This window comes from Shewanella sp. DAU305 (assembly GCF_026802235.1).
GTDB lineage: Bacteria > Pseudomonadota > Gammaproteobacteria > Enterobacterales > Shewanellaceae > Shewanella > Shewanella baltica.
Window position 1 is genome coordinate 2209456 of the sequence record NZ_CP113808.1, and the last position, 17538, is coordinate 2226993.

Below are 17538 nucleotides of genomic sequence, written 5' to 3' on the forward strand. Positions count from 1 at the left end.
GCACTTATCCTTTTGATGGGCAGGGCAAAGTGGTGAGTTTGGCGAAAGCCGCAGCTTAAGCGCCGACAATCCCTAATGGTTTCGCGGTTTGCCACGCGCCGCGGGTAAAATCAGGGAAGGTGACAGAGTTACTGCGATCATTGAGTGAATGTTCACTTAAAATATTCACCACCGACCAAGACGCTCCATCGTACACATCCTGATCTAAAGCCTCGCCATTGCGTAGGCAATAAATCATGCGCCATAGCATCACAAAGTCCATGCCGCCGTGGCCGCCGTTAATTTCAGCCTCTTTGCCTATGCGTTCCCACAGTGGGTGATCGTATTTGTCGTACCACTTTTGCATGTCCATATCCCACTCGTGGTAACTTTGACCAAAGCCCCCATTTTCGACGGCGATCCGATTCGGGAAGCCGGCAAACACGCCATTCGTCCCTTGGATCAAATTATGGCGGCTGTAAGGTCTTGGGGTCGTCGTGTCATGCTGGACCATGATGGTTCGGCCCTTAACGGTTTTAATCAGGCTGGTATTGATATCCCCATTGATGTACTTGAGCTGATTACGCTCATGATCGGCGGGGAATTCACGCTTAGCATAAAGCGCACGGCCAAGGGCGGGGGAACTCATCGAGGTCAGATAATCGAATCGGTCACCGCGGTTAATGTTCATATACTGGGAGACTGGCCCTAAACCGTGGGTTGGGTATAAGTTGCCGTTACGTTTGGTATGCCAGTAAGTCCGCCATGAGCCTGTCTTATGATCTATCTCCTTCATCTGCCAGCGTAGTTCGTGGATATAAGCGGCTTCGCCGTGGAGTAACTCTCCAAACACGCCTTGGCGCACCATGTTGAGCACCATTAGTTCTTCGCGGCCGTAGTTGACGTTCTCCATCATCATGCAGTTTTTCTGAGTTCGCTCAGCGGTATCGACAACTTGCCAGCACTCCTCAACCGTGAGCGCCATTGGCACCTCAACAAAGGCATGTTTGCCGCTTTCCATGGTTTCGATTGCCATAGGCGCGTGCCATTCCCACGGGGTCGAAATAATCACAATATCGATATCATCACGGCTCAGCAGATCACGATAGCTCAGATCATTACCAGTATAGACAGTGGGTTTTGGCCGATTCTGTTTAACGATATGATCTATGGTTCTGTCGAGTACCGCTTGATGGGTATCACAAATGGCTTTGAGTTCAACGCCTTCTAAATGACAGAATTGCTCGACATGGCTAAACCCCCGCTCGCCAACACCGATAAAGCCGACTCGAACCACGTCCATCTTAGGCGCTATGAGTCCGATAACGGATTTACCGGCTTGCGGTTTAGGGGCGACGCTACTGGCGTAGGCATTGAGAGCAATATTGGCAGTAACGAGTCCTGCGGTGGCGGCACCTGCGGCCTTAAGAAAATTACGACGATGGATGTTATGCATAGCGCTTCCTGCTTTATTTTTGTTTTGTAGGGATATTGAAATATCACTTGGTCTTATTTGTACGGTAATTCACTTATGGGTTATATCAGAAACCCCATTTAAATTGGCAATAAAAGATGTAACAAGCTCATTCAGCTCGCTAGATAAGTCTTTTAGCTGCCTTTACTTTAGCGATAAGTAAATAGTGATAAAGATCGCGTTTTTATTTGTAGATTGAGCTACACTGCCGATTAATTAGCCAAAGGTATTTATCTTTTATATTTTAAACATTTAGCAAATTTAAATTAACCATAAAGTTACATTTGACGGGCGGTTTGAAGTAATTTGCTGTAGTGGGGAGTAAAGCGTTAAATGGGTTCTATGCTTAATGTACTACCACAACTGACATTCACTTTAGGTGATTGGGTATTGCATAAGGATATCAGGATGTCTGGGATTGAAAAACGCCGTCGCCTTCATTGGCGGGAGACAGATATGCAAAATCGTGAAATTATAGGTCGTTGGTTAGATGGGCGTCCTTTATTGGGTGATAAAATTACCCTCTATAAAGAAGACGAAAAATATTTTTTAGAAACTTGGTTTAGCGATGGCTGCCATAGTTTAGATGAAGTCTATATGTCGCAAACCGCTGAAGGCCATAAGCTGGAAGATGTTGGCGGTAATTTCTTTGGTGAATTCTTTATCGTGACACAGTCGCAGCAATTACAATTTTGTAATGAGCAGGGCTGTTATTTCCAAGCGGAACAATTAGCCGCCGATGCCGATTTTGCTCAAGGCATGCGCGTCGCTTAAAAGGCTACAGTCGAATCCGTAAATAACTAAGGTCGCATTTTAGCTCAGTGCTAAGTCGCGACCTTTTGCTTTTGTGGGATTGCAGCTATTGGATTGAGTTATTCGCTAAAGGGATGTTTACTGCTAAAAAAGAGCGGTTTAGCCGAATACGGATGAGCCAGACTTAAGCTTTGTGCATGTAAGCATAAACGCGGTTTGGCTTTGATAACCTCGGCATCACCGTAAAACTCATCGCCTAAAATCGCATGCCCTAGGGCAAGCATATGCACACGTAATTGATGGGTGCGGCCTGTTTCTGGCGAAAGCTCGACTAAGGTGCTGTTTTCTCTGCGTTCTAGTACACGGTAGTAGGTGAGTGCGCTTTTACCGCCAGTCTCTCCAGCCTGTAGCGTCTTTTGATAGGGCGGATGCTCAGTGTCTGGCGCAATCGCGAGGTCAATCATGCCCTGTTCCTGCGGCACATGTCCCATCACTTCTGCAATATAGACTTTCTTACTCTGCCTATCTTGAAACTGCGTTTTTAAATGCGACTCGGCTTTTTTATTACGGGCGAACACCATAATGCCCGAGGTCGCGCAGTCGAGCCGATGCACTAAAATCGTTTCTGGATAAAGGGTTTGTAAGCGGGTTAACGCGCAATCGAAGGTGTGAGCCGCTCGACCCGGATTCGACAATAAGCCCGAGGGTTTATTGATGATAATCAGATCTCTATCTTTATAGCGGATGTCTAACCAAGGAACTGCTGGGGGCTGGTAATCAAATATTTGCATTTTGTCCTCATTTTTGCGCGGCCATACTAGCAAAATTTACGCAGGCACACAGCATAATCTCATGCTCGCTTATTGCGAGAGGGGGGAGGGCAAATATTCTGCAGGCGTCTTACGGCTCCAAATACGGGTATAAGCCATCAGCTGCGGATAAAAAGTGCGGAACGCGGTTTCGATTTCTATCTGCATTTTATTGACGACTTTGTGGGCATCTTTAAACAGTGCAGCTTGCGGATGCTGTTTTGCCACTTGTGCTAAGGCGTGTTGTAAGCCTTTTTCCGTGGTGTAGCTGCCTAGCCAATCAGCGCTGCGCATTGTGGGCAAGAGTTTTAATAGTGCCTCTGGATGGAACTGATCTATACCTTGGGCGGCGAAAGTATCTAACGCGTCATAGGCCTTGCTGCTGAATTCATCCAAGGGTTGGTGATGATATTCTTCCCAATAGTAAGCTAAATAGTGATCGAAACTTACAGCCATGAGTTCTGCTGCTATGCTTCTTAAGGGCGCAGGGAAAGCTTCCATTAATTCAATCGTGAGTTCGTGGCTGGCGCAGAGGGTATTAATCTCTTGGTTTAGCCATAACGCTTGGCGTAACTCAGCTGGAGCTTGTGCAACTGGCGCTTGAATATAGTTACCCGCCACATTGGCGGCAAGGTGTGTTTTACTGATGTCGGCGAGATGTAAGTGTGTAAGAAAGTTCATTATTTTGCGCTTGGTTAACCACGTCGGTTCACGGTATCATGCACAAGCGCGCTTAGGAAAGCGCGGAAGCCAAAAATGCAGTATTTTTTCACTTTTTATTGATTGCGGGTGTTTGTTCATCGCGAATAATCCTCGTCAGCGTTAACGCTGTTCTAGCCATCAATATGAGAGAAAGTGAAATAAAATCAATAACCTTTTTTAGGATCATGGATGATGTGGAACTGGTTCACCAAAATGCTTGGTAGAGACGAGCAGCCGAAGCGCAAAAAAGTGCTGGTAGAAATCCCCTTTGAACAACACCGCTTTAGCATGGATGATTTCAGCCGTTCGCGGCTTAAATTCGATGCCAATGACAATCAGCCCCAAGATGGCGTCAATCCTGTGGATCCAGAGCAAGAAGTGGACGCTGGCAATAAGTAATCTTGATATTCTTGGCCTCTAACCATAGACTAGCCGCCGTTCTAAGCTACCTAGAGGCCTATCATGCGCGTTGCAGACTTTTCTTTCGATCTCCCCGATGAGCTGATCGCTCGTTATCCTATGGCGCAGCGTAATGCATCACGTCTGTTAACCTTAGACGGCAATTCTGGCGCGTTAGGCGACAAACAGTTTACCGATCTGCTGGGGATGATTAATCCCGGCGATTTAATGGTGTTCAACAATACCCGAGTGATCCCCGCGCGTATGTTTGGCCAAAAGGCCAGCGGCGGCAAGTTAGAGATTTTAGTTGAGCGTATGCTCGATGATAAGCGCATCCTCGCCCATGTTCGCAGCTCTAAATCCCCAAAAGTCGATTCGTTCATTCTGCTCGACGGTGGCTATCAAATGAAGATGGTCGCCCGTCACGATACTTTGTTTGAACTTGAGCTGTTATCCGAGTTGACCATTCTAGAGGTGCTCGAAGCCGTAGGGCACATGCCGCTACCGCCTTATATCGACAGACCCGATGAAGATGCTGACAAAGAGCGCTATCAAACTGTGTATAACCAAAACCCAGGCGCCGTTGCCGCGCCAACGGCTGGATTACATTTTGACGATGCCATGCTCGATGCATTAAAAGCCAAGGGTGTGAATATCGCATTTGTGACTTTGCATGTGGGCGCGGGAACGTTTCAACCGGTGCGTGTTGATACCATTCTTGAGCACAAGATGCATTCTGAGTGGGCCAACGTGCCGCAGGATGTGGTCGATTTAATCGTGCAAACCAAAGCGGCGGGTAAACGTGTCGTGGCTGTTGGTACAACATCTGTACGTTCCTTAGAAAGTGCGGCGCGCGCCAGCCAAGGTGAACTCAAAGCCTTTAGCGGTGATACCGACATCTTTATTTATCCCGGCTATCAATTCCAAGTGGTCGATGCCATGGTGACGAACTTCCATCTCCCTGAATCGACCCTCATCATGTTAGTCAGTGCATTTGCGGGTTTTGATCATGTTATGGCGGCGTATCAACATGCTATCGCGCAAAAATATCGCTTCTTTAGCTATGGCGATGCCATGTTTGTGACGAAAAAAGCCCACTAGACCAAGATTTTGTTTTAAAATAGCCGCCCAAAGTGAGTATGGGCGGCAACTTTTTTTCGTCAAAAGGTTGAACCTTTTAACGCTGTCCCCATCTCTATTGTTAATCAAAATGGCATTAGCCATTAAAAATGTAGTCAGACTGTTTATCTGGCGAGGTGAATTATGAAATTTGAATTAGATACTACCGACGGCCGTGCGCGCCGTGGTCGGTTGATTTTTGACCGTGGCACTGTAGAAACCCCAGCATTTATGCCAGTGGGAACCTACGGCACAGTTAAAGGTATGACGCCAGAAGAAGTGCGTGCTACAGGCGCAGACATTCTGCTCGGTAACACTTTCCATTTATGGTTGCGCCCAGGCGAAGAAATCATGCGTAAGCACGGTGACTTGCATGATTTTATGAACTGGCAGCGTCCTATTTTAACTGACTCGGGTGGTTTCCAAGTATTCAGTCTTGGCGATATCCGTAAGATCACCGAAGAAGGTGTGCATTTCCGTTCGCCAATCAATGGCGAGAAAATCTTCTTAGATCCTGAAAAATCAATGCAAATCCAAGATGCATTGGGCAGTGATGTGGTGATGATTTTTGACGAATGTACGCCATATCCCGCAACCGAAGACGAAGCGCGCAAGTCAATGCAGATGTCTCTGCGTTGGGCGAGACGTTCACGTGATGAATTTGACCGTTTAGAGAACCCTAACTCTCTGTTCGGTATTATTCAGGGCGGGGTGTATGAAGATTTACGCGACGAAAGCTTAAAAGGCTTAGTCGATATTGGTTTCGACGGTTATGCCGTCGGTGGTTTGGCCGTAGGTGAGCCTAAAGCAGATATGCATCGCATTCTTGAGCATATTTGCCCGCAAATTCCTGCAGACAAGCCTCGCTATCTGATGGGGGTCGGTAAACCAGAAGATTTAGTTGAAGGTGTACGTCGTGGTGTTGACATGTTTGACTGTGTGATGCCAACCCGTAATGCCCGCAACGGTCATCTGTTTACGAGTGAAGGTGTGATCAAAATACGCAATGCGCGTCATAGAGATGACACGTCACCACTTGATACTAAGTGTGATTGTTATACCTGTAAAAATTATTCACGGGCGTACCTTTACCACTTAGATCGTTGTAATGAGATTCTGGGTGCGCGTTTAAACACCATTCACAACTTGAGATACTATCAAATGTTAATGGAAGGTTTGCGCGGTGCGATTGAGACGGGTACATTAGACGCCTTTGTGGCGGACTTCTATACCAGTCAAGGTCGCGAAGTACCAGAGTTAGTCGATTGATTTTTTGCTAATAAGAAGAGAAAACTATGTTTATTTCAAATGCATACGCAAGCGCTGCCGGCGCACCACAAGGTGGCGGCACGATGGAATTGATTTTCATGCTGGCAATTTTTGGCCTGATTTTCTATTTCATGATTTTCCGTCCGCAATCAAAACGCGTTAAAGAGCACAAAAACTTGATGTCATCAATCAGCAAAGGCGACGAAGTGCTGACCAGTGGCGGGATTTTAGGCAAGATTGCAAAAATCAGCGACGAAAGCGATTACGTGTTACTGAGCTTAAACGACACGACTCAAATCACGATCAAAAAAGACTATATTGCAGCTGTATTGCCTAAGGGCTCTATCCAGTCGTTGTAAGCCAAGAGGGCTCAGGCGTGTTAAATAAATACCCAATGTGGAAAAACATTATGGTGATGCTCGTCATCGCCATAGGTTGTTTCTATGCCGTACCGAACCTTTTTGGTGAAGATCACGCGGTGCAAGTGGTGGCGACTCGAGGTGCTGAAGTCACGGCATCAACCCAAGCCAGTGTGAACGAGCTGTTAGCCAGTAAGGGCATTGCGGTAAAGCGCTCTGAGCTTGAAAAAGGTCAGTTGTTGGTCCGTGTGCAAAATGCGGATCAACAGCTACTGGCGAAAGAATTAATTGCTGACAGCTTAGGCGACAAGTTCACTGTGGCGCTCAACTTAGCCCCAGCGACGCCTAAATGGCTCGAGTCTATGGGCGGCAGCCCAATGAAACTCGGTCTCGACCTTCGCGGCGGTGTGCATTTCTTAATGGAAGTGGACATGGGCGAAGCGATTCGCAAGATGGAAGAGGCTAAAGTTGCCGATTTCCGTTCGCAACTGCGCGAAGAGAAAATTCGTTATGCTGGTATTCGTAGCAATACCACAGGTATCGAAATCAAGTTCCGTGATGCTGAAAGTCTCGCGAGTGCCGAGCGTTTCCTTAAGTCTCGCAGTAAAGATATGGTGTTCACTGATGCTAGCCGTGGCGAAGATTTTGCCCTGCAAGCTGTGATGAGTGACGTGTACCTTAAGCAGATTAAAGAAGAAGCACTGCAACAAAACATTACGACCATTCGTAACCGTGTAAACGAGTTAGGTGTGGCTGAGCCTGTAGTACAACGTCAAGGCGCCGAGCGCATTATCGTTGAACTGCCAGGTGTGCAAGATACCGCTCGCGCCAAGGAAATCTTAGGTGCAACCGCATCGATTGAATTCCACATGGTCGATGACAAAGCTGATCCTAATGCTGCGCAATCTGGCCGTTTACCAGCGGGTTCTGAAGTGTACCAGCGCCGCGAAGGTGGCACTGTGATATTGAAGAAAGAAGTTATGTTGACCGGTGATCATATCACGGGTGCACAACCTAGCTTTGACCAGTACAGTCGTCCACAGGTTAGCATCAACCTTGATGCGAAAGGCGGCACCATTTTCTCTGACGTGACCAAAGACAACATAGGCAAGCCTATGGCGACATTGTTCATCGAATATAAAGACAGTGGTGAGCGCAATGCCGACGGCAGCGTTAAGATGCAGAAAATCCAAGAAGTGATTTCTGTTGCGACCATTCAAGCGCGTTTAGGCCGTAACTTTGTGATCACTGGCTTAAGCCATGGTGAAGCACAAAACCTCGCGCTATTACTGCGTGCTGGTGCCTTGATTGCCCCAGTGTCGATTGTTGAAGAACGTACCATTGGTCCAAGCTTAGGTGCTGAAAACATTCAAAACGGTGTACAAGCTATGGTTTGGGGTATGGCGGTTGTCTTACTCTTTATGCTGGTTTACTACCGTGGCTTTGGTCTTATCGCCAACATAGCGTTAACCGCAAACTTAGTCATGGTAGTAGGCGTAATGTCTATGATCCCTGGCGCAGTGTTAACCCTACCGGGTATTGCCGGTATGGTGTTGACTGTGGGTATGGCGGTTGACGGTAACGTGCTGATCTATGAGCGTATCCGTGAAGAATTACGTGCGGGCCGTAGCGTCCAGCAGGCCATCCATGAAGGTTATGGCAACGCATTCTCCACCATCGCCGATGCGAACATCACCACTTTCCTAACGGCGCTTATTCTGTTTGCCGTAGGTACAGGCGCTGTTAAAGGCTTCGCGGTGACCTTGATGATAGGTATTGCGACTTCCATGTTTACCGCAATCGTGGGTACTCGCTCAATCGTTAACGCGATTTGGGGTGGTAAGCGCGTGAAGACTCTGTCTATCTAAGGGGAAGTGACAATGCTTGAAATTTTATCTTTAAAACATACGGTAAACTTCCTCCGTCATGCACTGCCTATCAGTATTATGTCGGCTGTATTGGTGCTGGGCTCGCTGGTTTCGCTAGCGACCAATGGCATCAACTGGGGGCTTGATTTCACTGGCGGTACCGTCGTTGAAATGGAGTTCACTAATCCGGTCGATTTAAACGCCCTGCGGGTGCAACTGACGACGCCTGATTCTGAAGGCGCCATTGTGCAAAACTTCGGTTCTAGCCGTGACGTATTAGTACGTTTACAGGTGAAAGAAGGCGTTAAGAGTGACGTGCAAGTTAAGTCTGTCATGGAAGCTGCGCAGAAAGTTGATCCACAGGTTCAGCAGAAGCGTGTTGAGTTCGTTGGCCCACAAGTGGGTAAAGAACTGGCTGAGCAAGGCGCTTTAGCAGTATTAGTCGCGCTTATCTGTATCATGATCTATGTGTCATTCCGTTTCGAATGGCGCCTAGCGTTTGGTTCAGTGGCAGCATTGGCGCACGACGTGATCGTGACTTTAGGTGTGTTTTCGGTATTCCAATTGGAATTCGACTTGACCGTTCTGGCGGGTCTATTGACGGTTGTGGGTTACTCACTCAACGATACTATCGTGGTATTTGACCGTATCCGTGAAAACTTCCTTAAGATGCGTAAAAGCGACCCTGAAGAAGTGGTGAATACTTCAATTACTCAAACCATGAGCCGTACAATCATCACCACAGGTACAACCTTAGTGGTGGTCGTGGCCTTGTTCCTAAAGGGCGGCACTATGATCCATGGCTTTGCGACTGCATTGCTGATGGGTATTTTTGTCGGTACGTATTCATCTATCTATGTAGCGAGCTTCTTAGCAATTAAACTGGGTATCAATCGTGAACACATGATGCCAGTTGAGATTGAGAAAGAAGGCGCAGACCAGCCTCCTATGATGCCTTAAAGGTTACATTCGAGTTAAAAAGCCACCGACGAGGTGGCTTTTTTTTAGCTCGAATTTGAGATAGATCTGACATTCTGCTAGCAAACTCACAAAGTTATAGTCAGTTATGCTGTAAAAACTGGAATGTTAATTAAATTAACAACTGGTGTAAAAATCAGCGCTCGACAGGCTCGGCTATTTAGCAGTAGGATGTCGGCAACCCATATTCCAGAGAGTTGTAGCCGTAGGATGTCGCATGGAAGAACGTAAAGTGTTAGTTGCTGGTGGTAATTTATTGCAAGCCCACACATGGAAAGGTTTATTAGAGGCCTGTGGTATTCATGTTGAGCTCAGAGGTGAAGCGCTATTGGGCGGGATTGGTGAGCTTCCGACAGGGATGCAAAACGTCGAGTTGTGGGTGGGCGAGTCCCAACATGCGTCGGCGCAAGTGCAGCTGAATGCGCTGGATGTCGAAAGTCCACAATGGCAATGTGTGCAGTGCCATGAAACCAATGAAGGCAGTTTTGAGCTGTGCTGGCAATGCAGCTCTGAGCGCAGCGAAAGCCACAACTAGCCTTGGATAGGCAATCACTTCCGCTTTGTGCTGTGGCTGAAAGATTGCGTCTACTGGATGAGAAGATTACACTTTGCTGATAAGCTGACATTCATCATGTCATTCAATATCTTATCTAGGAGTCAGTGATGCCGCATCCCAGTGCTTTTTCCGCCCTTGTTGACGCAATTCTGCCTAACATCACCGAAGTGACCATTGAAGCCTATCAGGCCGATGACAGCTGGCACCTTGTGGATGTGCGTGAGGATCGCGAGTGGCTGCAGGATCATTTACCCCAAGCAAAACATTTAAGTCGGGGTATTTTAGAGCGTGATATCGAAGCACGTTTCCCCGATAAACATACCCCCATATTACTCTATTGCGCAGGTGGCGCGCGCTCAGCTTTGGCTGCATTTAATCTGCAACTCATGGGTTACACCCGCGTTGCCTCTTTGATTGGTGGCTATAAAGGCTGGGTACAGCGTCAACTGCCAGTCGTGCAGGATTAAGCGTTCAGGATCTCATTTAATGCAATATTTCCCCTTGTTTGTCGATACGGTTCACTTAAATGTTTTGCTGGTGGGGGCGGGTGATGTGGCAAGCCGTAAGCTGGCGCTGCTGACACGTACCGAAGCCAGTATTCACGTGATAGCCCCTGAAGTGAATCCTGAAGTGCAGCGTTATGCCGATACGGGGCGTATTCTGCTATCCCAGCGTGAAGTGGTCCACGCCGATATTAAAAATTATGATCTGGTGTATTTAGCCACGGCAAACGATAGTCTTAATGCCGAGTTGGCGACTCTAGCCACCGCGCGCGGTATTTGGGTTAATGCCGTTGATAATCCGGCATTTTGCCGTTTTATTACCCCTTCGATTGTCGATAGAGGCCGTTTAGTAGTGGCGATCAGCACTGCGGGCGCGGCACCGGTATTTGCACGCACGATTCGCTCGCGCTTAGAATCCAGCCTACCGCAATCACTCAAGCCTTTATTCGACTTTGTCGCCGATAGACGCGTCGAAGTGCAAGACAAGCTCGATTCAACCTCGAAACGCCGTTTATTTTGGGAACGTTTTTTCGATACCAATGGCGACCGTTTCGATAGTCGTACCGCCGAGCATTACCATAATGCGTTTAATAATTTAGTTAGCCGCGGCGAAATCCTTTTGCTGGATGATTCAGCCTCTGTCGACTTACTGCCGCTCGCCGCCATGCCGTTACTGCAGCGCCTCGATTGGATCTATAGCCAAGGCGATTTGAGCGACGAATTGGCAGAATTAGTGCGTCGAGACGCTAATCGTGGTGAGTTACCCGCACTCAGTGAATTGAGTCAGCAGTACGAGCAGGGCACTCGCATGTTGCTGGTGGCTGACACGCAAAAAATCAGTCTGTTGAAGGCGCATTTCCCCATGGCTAAGCATTTGCGACCCGGCGCGATTTAACCTCTTATCGATTCTGACTTCTGTCCGATTGCACTTTCTGTTCGATTTGATGGACGTATCCTATTGTTCGTTTGAGCTAATGCCGAGTCTCAGGTAGACTCGGCAGCCTTATTTTAGGATTTCGCTGTTTCAGGATTTCACTCTGCATTTAGGATGACTATGGCCCTCAAAGCGACCGTGTTTAAGGTCAATTTACAGATAGCCGATATGGATCGGAATTATTACCAAGACCATCAATTGACGCTTGCCCAGCATCCTTCCGAAACCGATGGCCGCATGATGGTGCGTTTACTGGCGTTTATTGTGAATGCCAGCGAAACCTTAAGTTTCAGTAAAGGTTTGTGCGTCGATGACGAGCCAGAGCTGTGGGACAAAACCTTATCAGGCGAAATTGATCTGTGGGTTGAGTTTGGTCAGGCCGATGAGAAATGGCTGCGAAAGGCCAGTGGTCGTGCCAAAGTTGTGCAGTTATTTACCTATGGTGGCCGCAGTGTACCCATTTGGTGGAAACAGAATCAGCAGGCGTTAGAGCGTTACCAGAATTTAACCGTGTGGAATATTGCCGAAGAGTCGGTCACGGCGATGGAAGCCTTTGTTGGGCGCAATATGGCATTGCAGGTTTCTATCAGCGAAGGCCAAATTTGGCTATCGGATAATGAGACCAGCGTGTTGATCGAACCTGAAATCCTCAAAGATATTGCATAACATGTCTTGTAAAAAAAGAGCCTGCGATTGCAGGCTCTTTTCATTTATTACTTTCATTTCTCAGTAAGCGTATCGATTTGGATTTATTGGAAGCTCAGCTCCCAGCTATCGATATAACCCACATCACCACGGCCACTGTCTACGGCTTTTAACTTCCATACGCCGTTCGAATTAGCACCCGTCATATCAGCGGTATAGCTCTTGTTGATATTGGCAGCACCTGAACCTGTGTTGCTATGCAATGTAACTGTTTTACCAGAAGGGCTGATCAGCTGTACTTTTAAGTCACCAATATAAGGGTGGACTATGTTCACTACCGCAGTCACAGTGCCTGAATCACCAGTGCGAGTGACTGTGATTGGGCTCGTGATCCCAGCAGCTTTGTTATCTGGGATGTTGTAGTTATCAGTGTTGCTATAGCTTGCTGGCGTAGTCGGTGGCGTTCCGCCGCTAGATGCTGTGTAGCTTGCTGTTAACGACACACCAGTGAAGGCAGAGTAGCCTTTCAGCATGGCGTAGTAAGTGCCTGATTGGATATTGGTGATTGGGCAAGACTCGCTATTGCCACTTTTATACGGACGGCAATCATAGTTAGCTGTAGTTGGCGCTGCACCATATTGCACATACAAGTCCGCATCACCTGTACCACCGTTCATTACAAAGCCTAAGTTAGTTGCACCTTGTGGTACGTCAAAGGAGAAGTGCAGTTCTTCACTCGCTGCGCCGCCTAAGCCTGTTTTAGCCACACCGTTAACTAACACGCCATCGGTTGGTGTTGGATCAACTGGACCCGTTGGGCCAGAACAAGAGGCATCTAAGAAGGTTTTCGCGGCAACTGCATTGACTAAACCATAGCCATAGTAGTTGTCACGACCCGCAGTACCAAGATCTTCTGCGGTCATTTTCAATGCGTTACGAACTTGCGCCGCGCTACACTCAGGGTGATAGCTCCAGACTAAGGTTGCAACACCTGACACATGTGGCGTCGCCATCGAAGTACCGTTGTAGTACTCGTAATCTTTATTACCTTGGTTGCTGACTGTTGCTGTCGCGCCCAATTGATTACGTAGTGCTAAACCTGTTGCGCGATCCACAGACACGGAAACCATATTGATTTCACTGTTAGCATCGACAAGGAAGGGGTTTTGTAAGCCCGGTAATGCCGCGTTACTGTAAACAATCGCCGCACTGGCACCAGCATTTTTACAGGCTTTAGCCGCATTGATTTCAGGGTAACTTGTGCCTTGATTGCCAACACGTTCCACTAAACAGATTTTATTGGTCATGTTGCCGCAGTTGAAGCTAGTTCCGCTGACGCTACATTCGGCAAGTGTGGCTGTCGCTGTGCCATTGTATGGCGCAGGTACATAGCTGCCGCCCGATGAAATGAGGCGATTATGTGGCACGACACCTGAATCAAAGTAAGACTGACCACCGATAGTGATATCGGCTAAACGGCCTTCGCCACGGGTAACCGTCGACAGAATCGCTTCACCTGGGCCAGATATTTCCACTTGGTTGGTGTATTGGGAAAATGCCGAGTGGTCTTTATGATTATCCACAGAGGCAACAGACATCACGCCATCGTAAGATGCAGGGTAGCTGTGAGTGCTGTCACCCGCGTTACCCGCTGCGGCAATCAAGAGCACACCATTGTTATAATGTGCAGCTAGAGCGTTACGCTCAGTGGTGCTGGAACCCGCGCCACCTAAACTCATAGTGACAACGTTAGCGCCGTTGGCAACACAAGTATCTACTGCGGCCACTAAGGATGAAGAGTAACCCCAGCCCGATTCGTTAAACACTTTTACGACATGAATATTGGCAGTTTGATTTGGCATTACGCCGATCACGCCGTCATTGTTAGCAATCGCCGCAATCGTGCCCGCAACGTGAGTACCGTGGGCGTTGTTGTTGCCCGGCTCAAACCAGTTGCCTGTACCTGAGTTATTGGTACCCGTTACATTATTGCCTCCTAATTCGCTGTGGCTACGGTCGTAACCAGAATCGATAATACAAATCGTGCGGTTGCCCGCTTGGCTATCGCTTAACTGAGTCGCCCCCACAAAGGTTTGGCCCCAAGGCGTGCTTTCACTCAGAAAGTGACGCGGCATGTCTTCTTCAACATATTCCACATCGGCACGTTTTTTTAAGGTATTGATGCCGTTAGCATCGAGTTTGACCGAGTAGCTGTTACTGCGGCCGATACGCTTCATTTCCTTCGCTTGCACTTTATTCAATGCAGTGTGCTGGGCACTGATTTCCGCCATTTGTGGCTGATAATTCATCGTGCTTGGCAGCGCATCAGTTGTCGCGTCACTTGATTGTTGATCACTCATTGATTGCACATTGCTGGCCGACATAATGGCCGCTGCATCGGCGTTTTTAAATTTCACAATGTAACGCTTTGGCAGTGGAGAGGTTTGTGCTTGTAATGCTGCGGCAAAACCTGGGGCTTGTGGTGCTGCTTGTACACCGGCTGAGATCGCAATAGCTAAGCTTGAAAGGCTTAACGCTATTTTAGTGGTTCTGTTGATTGTCATGTTCTTCTTCCATGGTCAATTTAGTGTTAATCATTATTATTTTATGTTTCATAAGAATAACTACGACTCAGATGCTACTCGGTTAGTGAATCTATCTGCGACTAAAGTATTTGTAAACCAATTGTTAATGGTATGGCCGCTTGTAAAAAAACCAGGTTTTATAATCAGTTGATGTGAATATAAATTCAATGTGTAACGAGTTGTAACCAAATTCTATTCAAGTTTTTGTTTTTTTATGTGGTAAAAATGAATAAGCGAATGCGAATTTACGGTCAATATGAGTACTTTATATTGATTTGTTGGTTTTCATCGTATTGAAATTTATGCATATATTTTTTAGCGATTACAAATAACTAAATTGAACTTTAAAGTTTAAGGATAATAATGAGATTTCATCAAGTGATTGATTATGCGAAATTGTTGCAAAACCCTGTCAAGGGAGTGGCGGTTGCCAATTCATTGACGACGGCTAAGCCATTCACGCTAATTTATTGAGGTGTTTTTTGAAGGGGAATGTGAGCGGCAAAACGAGAAGTGAAAGCATGCGATGTGGCTGATAACGGTAAATGCTGAGTGTACATTATCCAAAATAGCGTTACAGGATATGAGCTACCACTTAGAACTCGAACATGCTTCAATTATGTTTGTGAGGCTAATTATGTCGATAACTTTCAATTAAAAATTTTAAATAATCTTATTTATTTTTCATCGTTAGAACAGTCTAAAAAATATATTCATTTAAATTATTATAACGCCCATTAGTGTGGCGCTTTACTTCTAATAATTTGCATATATAAGCTTGAATTTTTAGCATTTTCATAAAACTTGACATATAAGCATTTTGCCTAATAGCGTGTCTATTGGATGGGTGGTAAGTTAAATTAATTCATGAGGTTAAGTTTTTTTCTTGTGGCATGGTTTAAGCGAGTGAGTGCACGAATTTAAGGCTGTGCACTATAAATCCTAAATTGGAGTAAATAAAAATTATAAAAAATATAACATCTAAGCGGATCGTATTGATATCTTCTTCAGCTGATCATCTTCATATAGAGCTTGAAACACCACAGTTACTTGCTGAAAAATTAAATGCAATTGTTTCAAATGCTTGGCCTTGTGGCGAATACGATTGTGATGCAATGGCGTTTTTCCTTGCTTGCTATGAAAATGGCGGTGAAGCAGCAAAAGGTTGGTATGGCTGGTATGCAATTGATATTAATCCTGTTTCAGGAGAAAGAACGCTAGTTGGCTCTGGTGGTTATTTTGGACCTCCAGATAGTCATGGGATGGTTGAAATTGGTTATTCAGTGCTACCTGAGTGGCAGCGTCGTGGCTATGCTACTGAAATTGTTAATACACTCGTTTCCCATGCTTACTCTTTTGAGAAAACAAAAAACATTATTGCTCATACTTCAGCGGAAAATGAAGCATCAAAAAGGGCTTTGATTTCCAATGGTTTTAGTGAGACTGGCGTTAATGAAGGTCATCTACGTTTTGAACATGTTAGATAGTTAATTTTTTGCCATACATCGGATCATTGATGTTACTTGTGTAGCAGCGAAAACGATTATTAATTTTTATCTGAATCGATTTACGCTAATAAGATACTTCAATATCTCGCCATTCACCCGCTATCTTAGAAGTCTAATGTTGGGGTGGATAAAAAGCTTTTTATATAAAGCAATGTTGATTGATAGGCTATTGCTTAAAGTAAGCTTATTCACTTAGACAATAAAAAAGCGCCTTAGGGCGCTTTTAGCCGTTAAACCTTGAATGACTAGAGCGAGGTGACAGTGCTTAAGTGATTTACACTTGCTTCCCCGCACTAGCGCACTAGAGCCTAGTCGATGGCGGTGAATTACTTAGCGGGCGTTTTTTGCGCTTCAACTAAGGTGGAATAACCGCCACCATTATAGGTTTGAGAGTATCCTGCAGCGACTAAGGCTTCGGTTGCAATACTGCTACGGCGACCACTGCGGCAATACAAGACAACAGGGGCATCTTTGGCGATGCCGCGCTTAGCAAACTCCTCTGCCACTTGCTCAAAGGGAATATTTACCGCATTGGCTAGATGACCTTCGGCAAATTCTTCAGGCGTTCTGACATCGAGCACCATAGCACCTGCGGCAATTTTATCCCATGCGATTACAGGATCTTGGTTGGCGGCGCTGGCCATCATGGGCATTAGTAGCAGTGGCATGAGTACCAGCGACTGCAGGCTTAACAGGGCTAAGCGCATTAGGCTTTGGCCCCGGGTTACTAGGTTGTGGGTCACTTTATCTCTCCTTGACGACTTTTTTGGCACACTTGTATTAGCCAAGCGGGTACTTACTCACCTAAATCTTAACTCTTAACTCTTAACTATTAAGTAGTGACTTTGTGTGGCTTAGCTTTGCTTGGCAATTTCAGCCTCTGATTTTACACCCAATTTGCGTAAAACCATGGCGGCAGGGCAAAAACCAGTAAAAGCACTTTGAAACAGGTTAGCGCCAACAAATGCGGTTAGCCACAGAAAGTTGTGGTGCACATAGGCGGTTAACACCAGTGACAGTAACACCATAAATCCGGCAAAAGCCATAATGCTGCGTTCTAATGACATACCTTACTCCTTGAGGCAGTCTAGGCGACTG

The 17538-nt window shown here is 46.5% G+C and carries 18 protein-coding genes; 12 read left to right on the plus strand and 6 right to left on the minus strand.

Translation table 11 applies throughout. From position 1 onward, the window contains the following. Nucleotides 1–55: 55 nt before the first annotated feature. Nucleotides 56–1435 carry a Gfo/Idh/MocA family oxidoreductase gene (locus OX890_RS09470; RefSeq protein WP_268650500.1) on the minus strand — a complete coding sequence of 460 codons (1380 nt, stop codon included), beginning with the start codon at nt 1433–1435 and terminating at the stop codon, nt 56–58. A 351-nt stretch (nt 1436–1786) separates the two neighbouring features. Here OX890_RS09470 and OX890_RS09475 point away from each other — a divergent pair, with 351 nt between their 5' ends. Beyond that, entirely contained in the window at nt 1787–2227 is a 441-nt protein-coding gene (locus OX890_RS09475) for a hypothetical protein (protein WP_268650501.1), read from the plus strand. Nucleotides 2228–2325: 98 nt separating this feature from the next. Here OX890_RS09475 and OX890_RS09480 read toward each other — a convergent pair whose 3' ends face one another. Further along, nucleotides 2326–2997, minus strand: a complete 672-nt coding sequence (locus tag OX890_RS09480) for an RluA family pseudouridine synthase (protein WP_268650502.1) — start codon at nt 2995–2997, stop codon at nt 2326–2328. A 69-nt stretch (nt 2998–3066) separates the two neighbouring features. After that, nucleotides 3067–3696 (minus strand): acyl carrier protein phosphodiesterase, encoded by a 630-nt coding sequence (locus tag OX890_RS09485; protein ID WP_115334284.1) that lies wholly within the window; start codon nt 3694–3696, stop codon nt 3067–3069. Between the two features lie 210 nt (nt 3697–3906). Here OX890_RS09485 and OX890_RS09490 point away from each other — a divergent pair, with 210 nt between their 5' ends. The 10 genes from OX890_RS09490 (at nt 3907) to OX890_RS09535 (ending at nt 12368) form a co-directional block, all read left to right on the plus strand. Continuing rightward, the gene (locus OX890_RS09490) at nt 3907–4116 is read left to right on the plus strand and encodes a hypothetical protein (protein WP_115334285.1); all 210 of its coding nucleotides are present in this window, start codon (nt 3907–3909) and stop codon (nt 4114–4116) included. Between the two features lie 63 nt (nt 4117–4179). After that, nucleotides 4180–5217, plus strand: coding sequence for a tRNA preQ1(34) S-adenosylmethionine ribosyltransferase-isomerase QueA (queA, locus tag OX890_RS09495; RefSeq protein ID WP_115334286.1), 1038 nt, complete (start codon nt 4180–4182; stop codon nt 5215–5217). Nucleotides 5218–5379: 162 nt separating this feature from the next. Next, nucleotides 5380–6504, plus strand: a complete 1125-nt coding sequence (gene tgt / locus OX890_RS09500) for a tRNA guanosine(34) transglycosylase Tgt (RefSeq protein ID WP_006082277.1) — start codon at nt 5380–5382, stop codon at nt 6502–6504. Nucleotides 6505–6530: 26 nt separating this feature from the next. After that, nucleotides 6531–6863, plus strand: a complete 333-nt coding sequence (yajC, locus tag OX890_RS09505; protein WP_006082276.1) for a preprotein translocase subunit YajC — start codon at nt 6531–6533, stop codon at nt 6861–6863. Nucleotides 6864–6880: 17 nt separating this feature from the next. Beyond that, a complete protein-coding gene (secD, locus tag OX890_RS09510) occupies nt 6881–8731 on the plus strand; it encodes a protein translocase subunit SecD (RefSeq protein WP_011847205.1) in 1851 nt (616 codons plus the stop codon). A 12-nt stretch (nt 8732–8743) separates the two neighbouring features. Next, nucleotides 8744–9691, plus strand: coding sequence for a protein translocase subunit SecF (gene secF, locus OX890_RS09515; protein ID WP_006082274.1), 948 nt, complete (start codon nt 8744–8746; stop codon nt 9689–9691). Between the two features lie 235 nt (nt 9692–9926). Further along, nucleotides 9927–10244, plus strand: a complete 318-nt coding sequence (locus OX890_RS09520) for a putative signal transducing protein (RefSeq protein WP_006082273.1) — start codon at nt 9927–9929, stop codon at nt 10242–10244. Between the two features lie 128 nt (nt 10245–10372). Continuing rightward, entirely contained in the window at nt 10373–10732 is a 360-nt protein-coding gene (locus tag OX890_RS09525) for a rhodanese-like domain-containing protein (protein WP_268650503.1), read from the plus strand. 19 nt (nt 10733–10751) lie between these two features. Next, nucleotides 10752–11663 carry a precorrin-2 dehydrogenase/sirohydrochlorin ferrochelatase family protein gene (locus OX890_RS09530; protein WP_268650504.1) on the plus strand — a complete coding sequence of 304 codons (912 nt, stop codon included), beginning with the start codon at nt 10752–10754 and terminating at the stop codon, nt 11661–11663. A 159-nt stretch (nt 11664–11822) separates the two neighbouring features. Continuing rightward, nucleotides 11823–12368: a YaeQ family protein gene (locus OX890_RS09535; RefSeq protein WP_006085495.1), complete on the plus strand. Its 546-nt coding sequence runs from the start codon at nt 11823–11825 to the stop codon at nt 12366–12368. An 83-nt stretch (nt 12369–12451) separates the two neighbouring features. Here the strand turns inward: OX890_RS09535 and OX890_RS09540 are convergent, their stop codons facing one another. Next, a complete protein-coding gene (locus OX890_RS09540; protein ID WP_268650505.1) occupies nt 12452–14911 on the minus strand; it encodes a S8 family serine peptidase in 2460 nt (819 codons plus the stop codon). A 1016-nt stretch (nt 14912–15927) separates the two neighbouring features. Between OX890_RS09540 and OX890_RS09545 the strand changes: the two genes are divergently transcribed. Then, nucleotides 15928–16419 (plus strand): GNAT family N-acetyltransferase, encoded by a 492-nt coding sequence (locus OX890_RS09545; RefSeq protein ID WP_259590511.1) that lies wholly within the window; start codon nt 15928–15930, stop codon nt 16417–16419. 347 nt (nt 16420–16766) lie between these two features. Here the strand turns inward: OX890_RS09545 and OX890_RS09550 are convergent, their stop codons facing one another. Both OX890_RS09550 and OX890_RS09555 read right to left on the minus strand, forming a co-directional pair. After that, nucleotides 16767–17183, minus strand: coding sequence for a rhodanese-like domain-containing protein (locus OX890_RS09550; protein ID WP_268650506.1), 417 nt, complete (start codon nt 17181–17183; stop codon nt 16767–16769). A 111-nt stretch (nt 17184–17294) separates the two neighbouring features. After that, nucleotides 17295–17507 carry a YgaP family membrane protein gene (locus tag OX890_RS09555; RefSeq protein WP_006082265.1) on the minus strand — a complete coding sequence of 71 codons (213 nt, stop codon included), beginning with the start codon at nt 17505–17507 and terminating at the stop codon, nt 17295–17297. Between the last annotated feature and the right edge of the window lie 31 nt (nt 17508–17538).

Excerpts from the sequence above, each read along its gene's own strand:
- OX890_RS09530 (WP_268650504.1), top strand. The coding sequence starts at position 10,752 with ATGCAATATTTCCCCTTGTTTGTCGATACGGTTCACTTAAATGTTTTG.
- secF (WP_006082274.1), top strand. The coding sequence starts at position 8,744 with ATGCTTGAAATTTTATCTTTAAAACATACGGTAAACTTCCTCCGTCAT.
- OX890_RS09480 (WP_268650502.1), bottom strand. The coding sequence starts at position 2,997 with ATGCAAATATTTGATTACCAGCCCCCAGCAGTTCCTTGGTTAGACATC.
- OX890_RS09490 (WP_115334285.1), top strand. The coding sequence starts at position 3,907 with ATGATGTGGAACTGGTTCACCAAAATGCTTGGTAGAGACGAGCAGCCG.
- OX890_RS09535 (WP_006085495.1), top strand. The coding sequence starts at position 11,823 with ATGGCCCTCAAAGCGACCGTGTTTAAGGTCAATTTACAGATAGCCGAT.
- queA (WP_115334286.1), top strand. The coding sequence starts at position 4,180 with ATGCGCGTTGCAGACTTTTCTTTCGATCTCCCCGATGAGCTGATCGCT.
- tgt (WP_006082277.1), top strand. The coding sequence starts at position 5,380 with ATGAAATTTGAATTAGATACTACCGACGGCCGTGCGCGCCGTGGTCGG.
- OX890_RS09520 (WP_006082273.1), top strand. The coding sequence starts at position 9,927 with ATGGAAGAACGTAAAGTGTTAGTTGCTGGTGGTAATTTATTGCAAGCC.
- OX890_RS09485 (WP_115334284.1), bottom strand. The coding sequence starts at position 3,696 with ATGAACTTTCTTACACACTTACATCTCGCCGACATCAGTAAAACACAC.
- OX890_RS09475 (WP_268650501.1), top strand. The coding sequence starts at position 1,787 with ATGGGTTCTATGCTTAATGTACTACCACAACTGACATTCACTTTAGGT.
- OX890_RS09555 (WP_006082265.1), bottom strand. The coding sequence starts at position 17,507 with ATGTCATTAGAACGCAGCATTATGGCTTTTGCCGGATTTATGGTGTTA.
- OX890_RS09540 (WP_268650505.1), bottom strand. The coding sequence starts at position 14,911 with ATGACAATCAACAGAACCACTAAAATAGCGTTAAGCCTTTCAAGCTTA.
- OX890_RS09525 (WP_268650503.1), top strand. The coding sequence starts at position 10,373 with ATGCCGCATCCCAGTGCTTTTTCCGCCCTTGTTGACGCAATTCTGCCT.
- OX890_RS09470 (WP_268650500.1), bottom strand. The coding sequence starts at position 1,435 with ATGCATAACATCCATCGTCGTAATTTTCTTAAGGCCGCAGGTGCCGCC.
- yajC (WP_006082276.1), top strand. The coding sequence starts at position 6,531 with ATGTTTATTTCAAATGCATACGCAAGCGCTGCCGGCGCACCACAAGGT.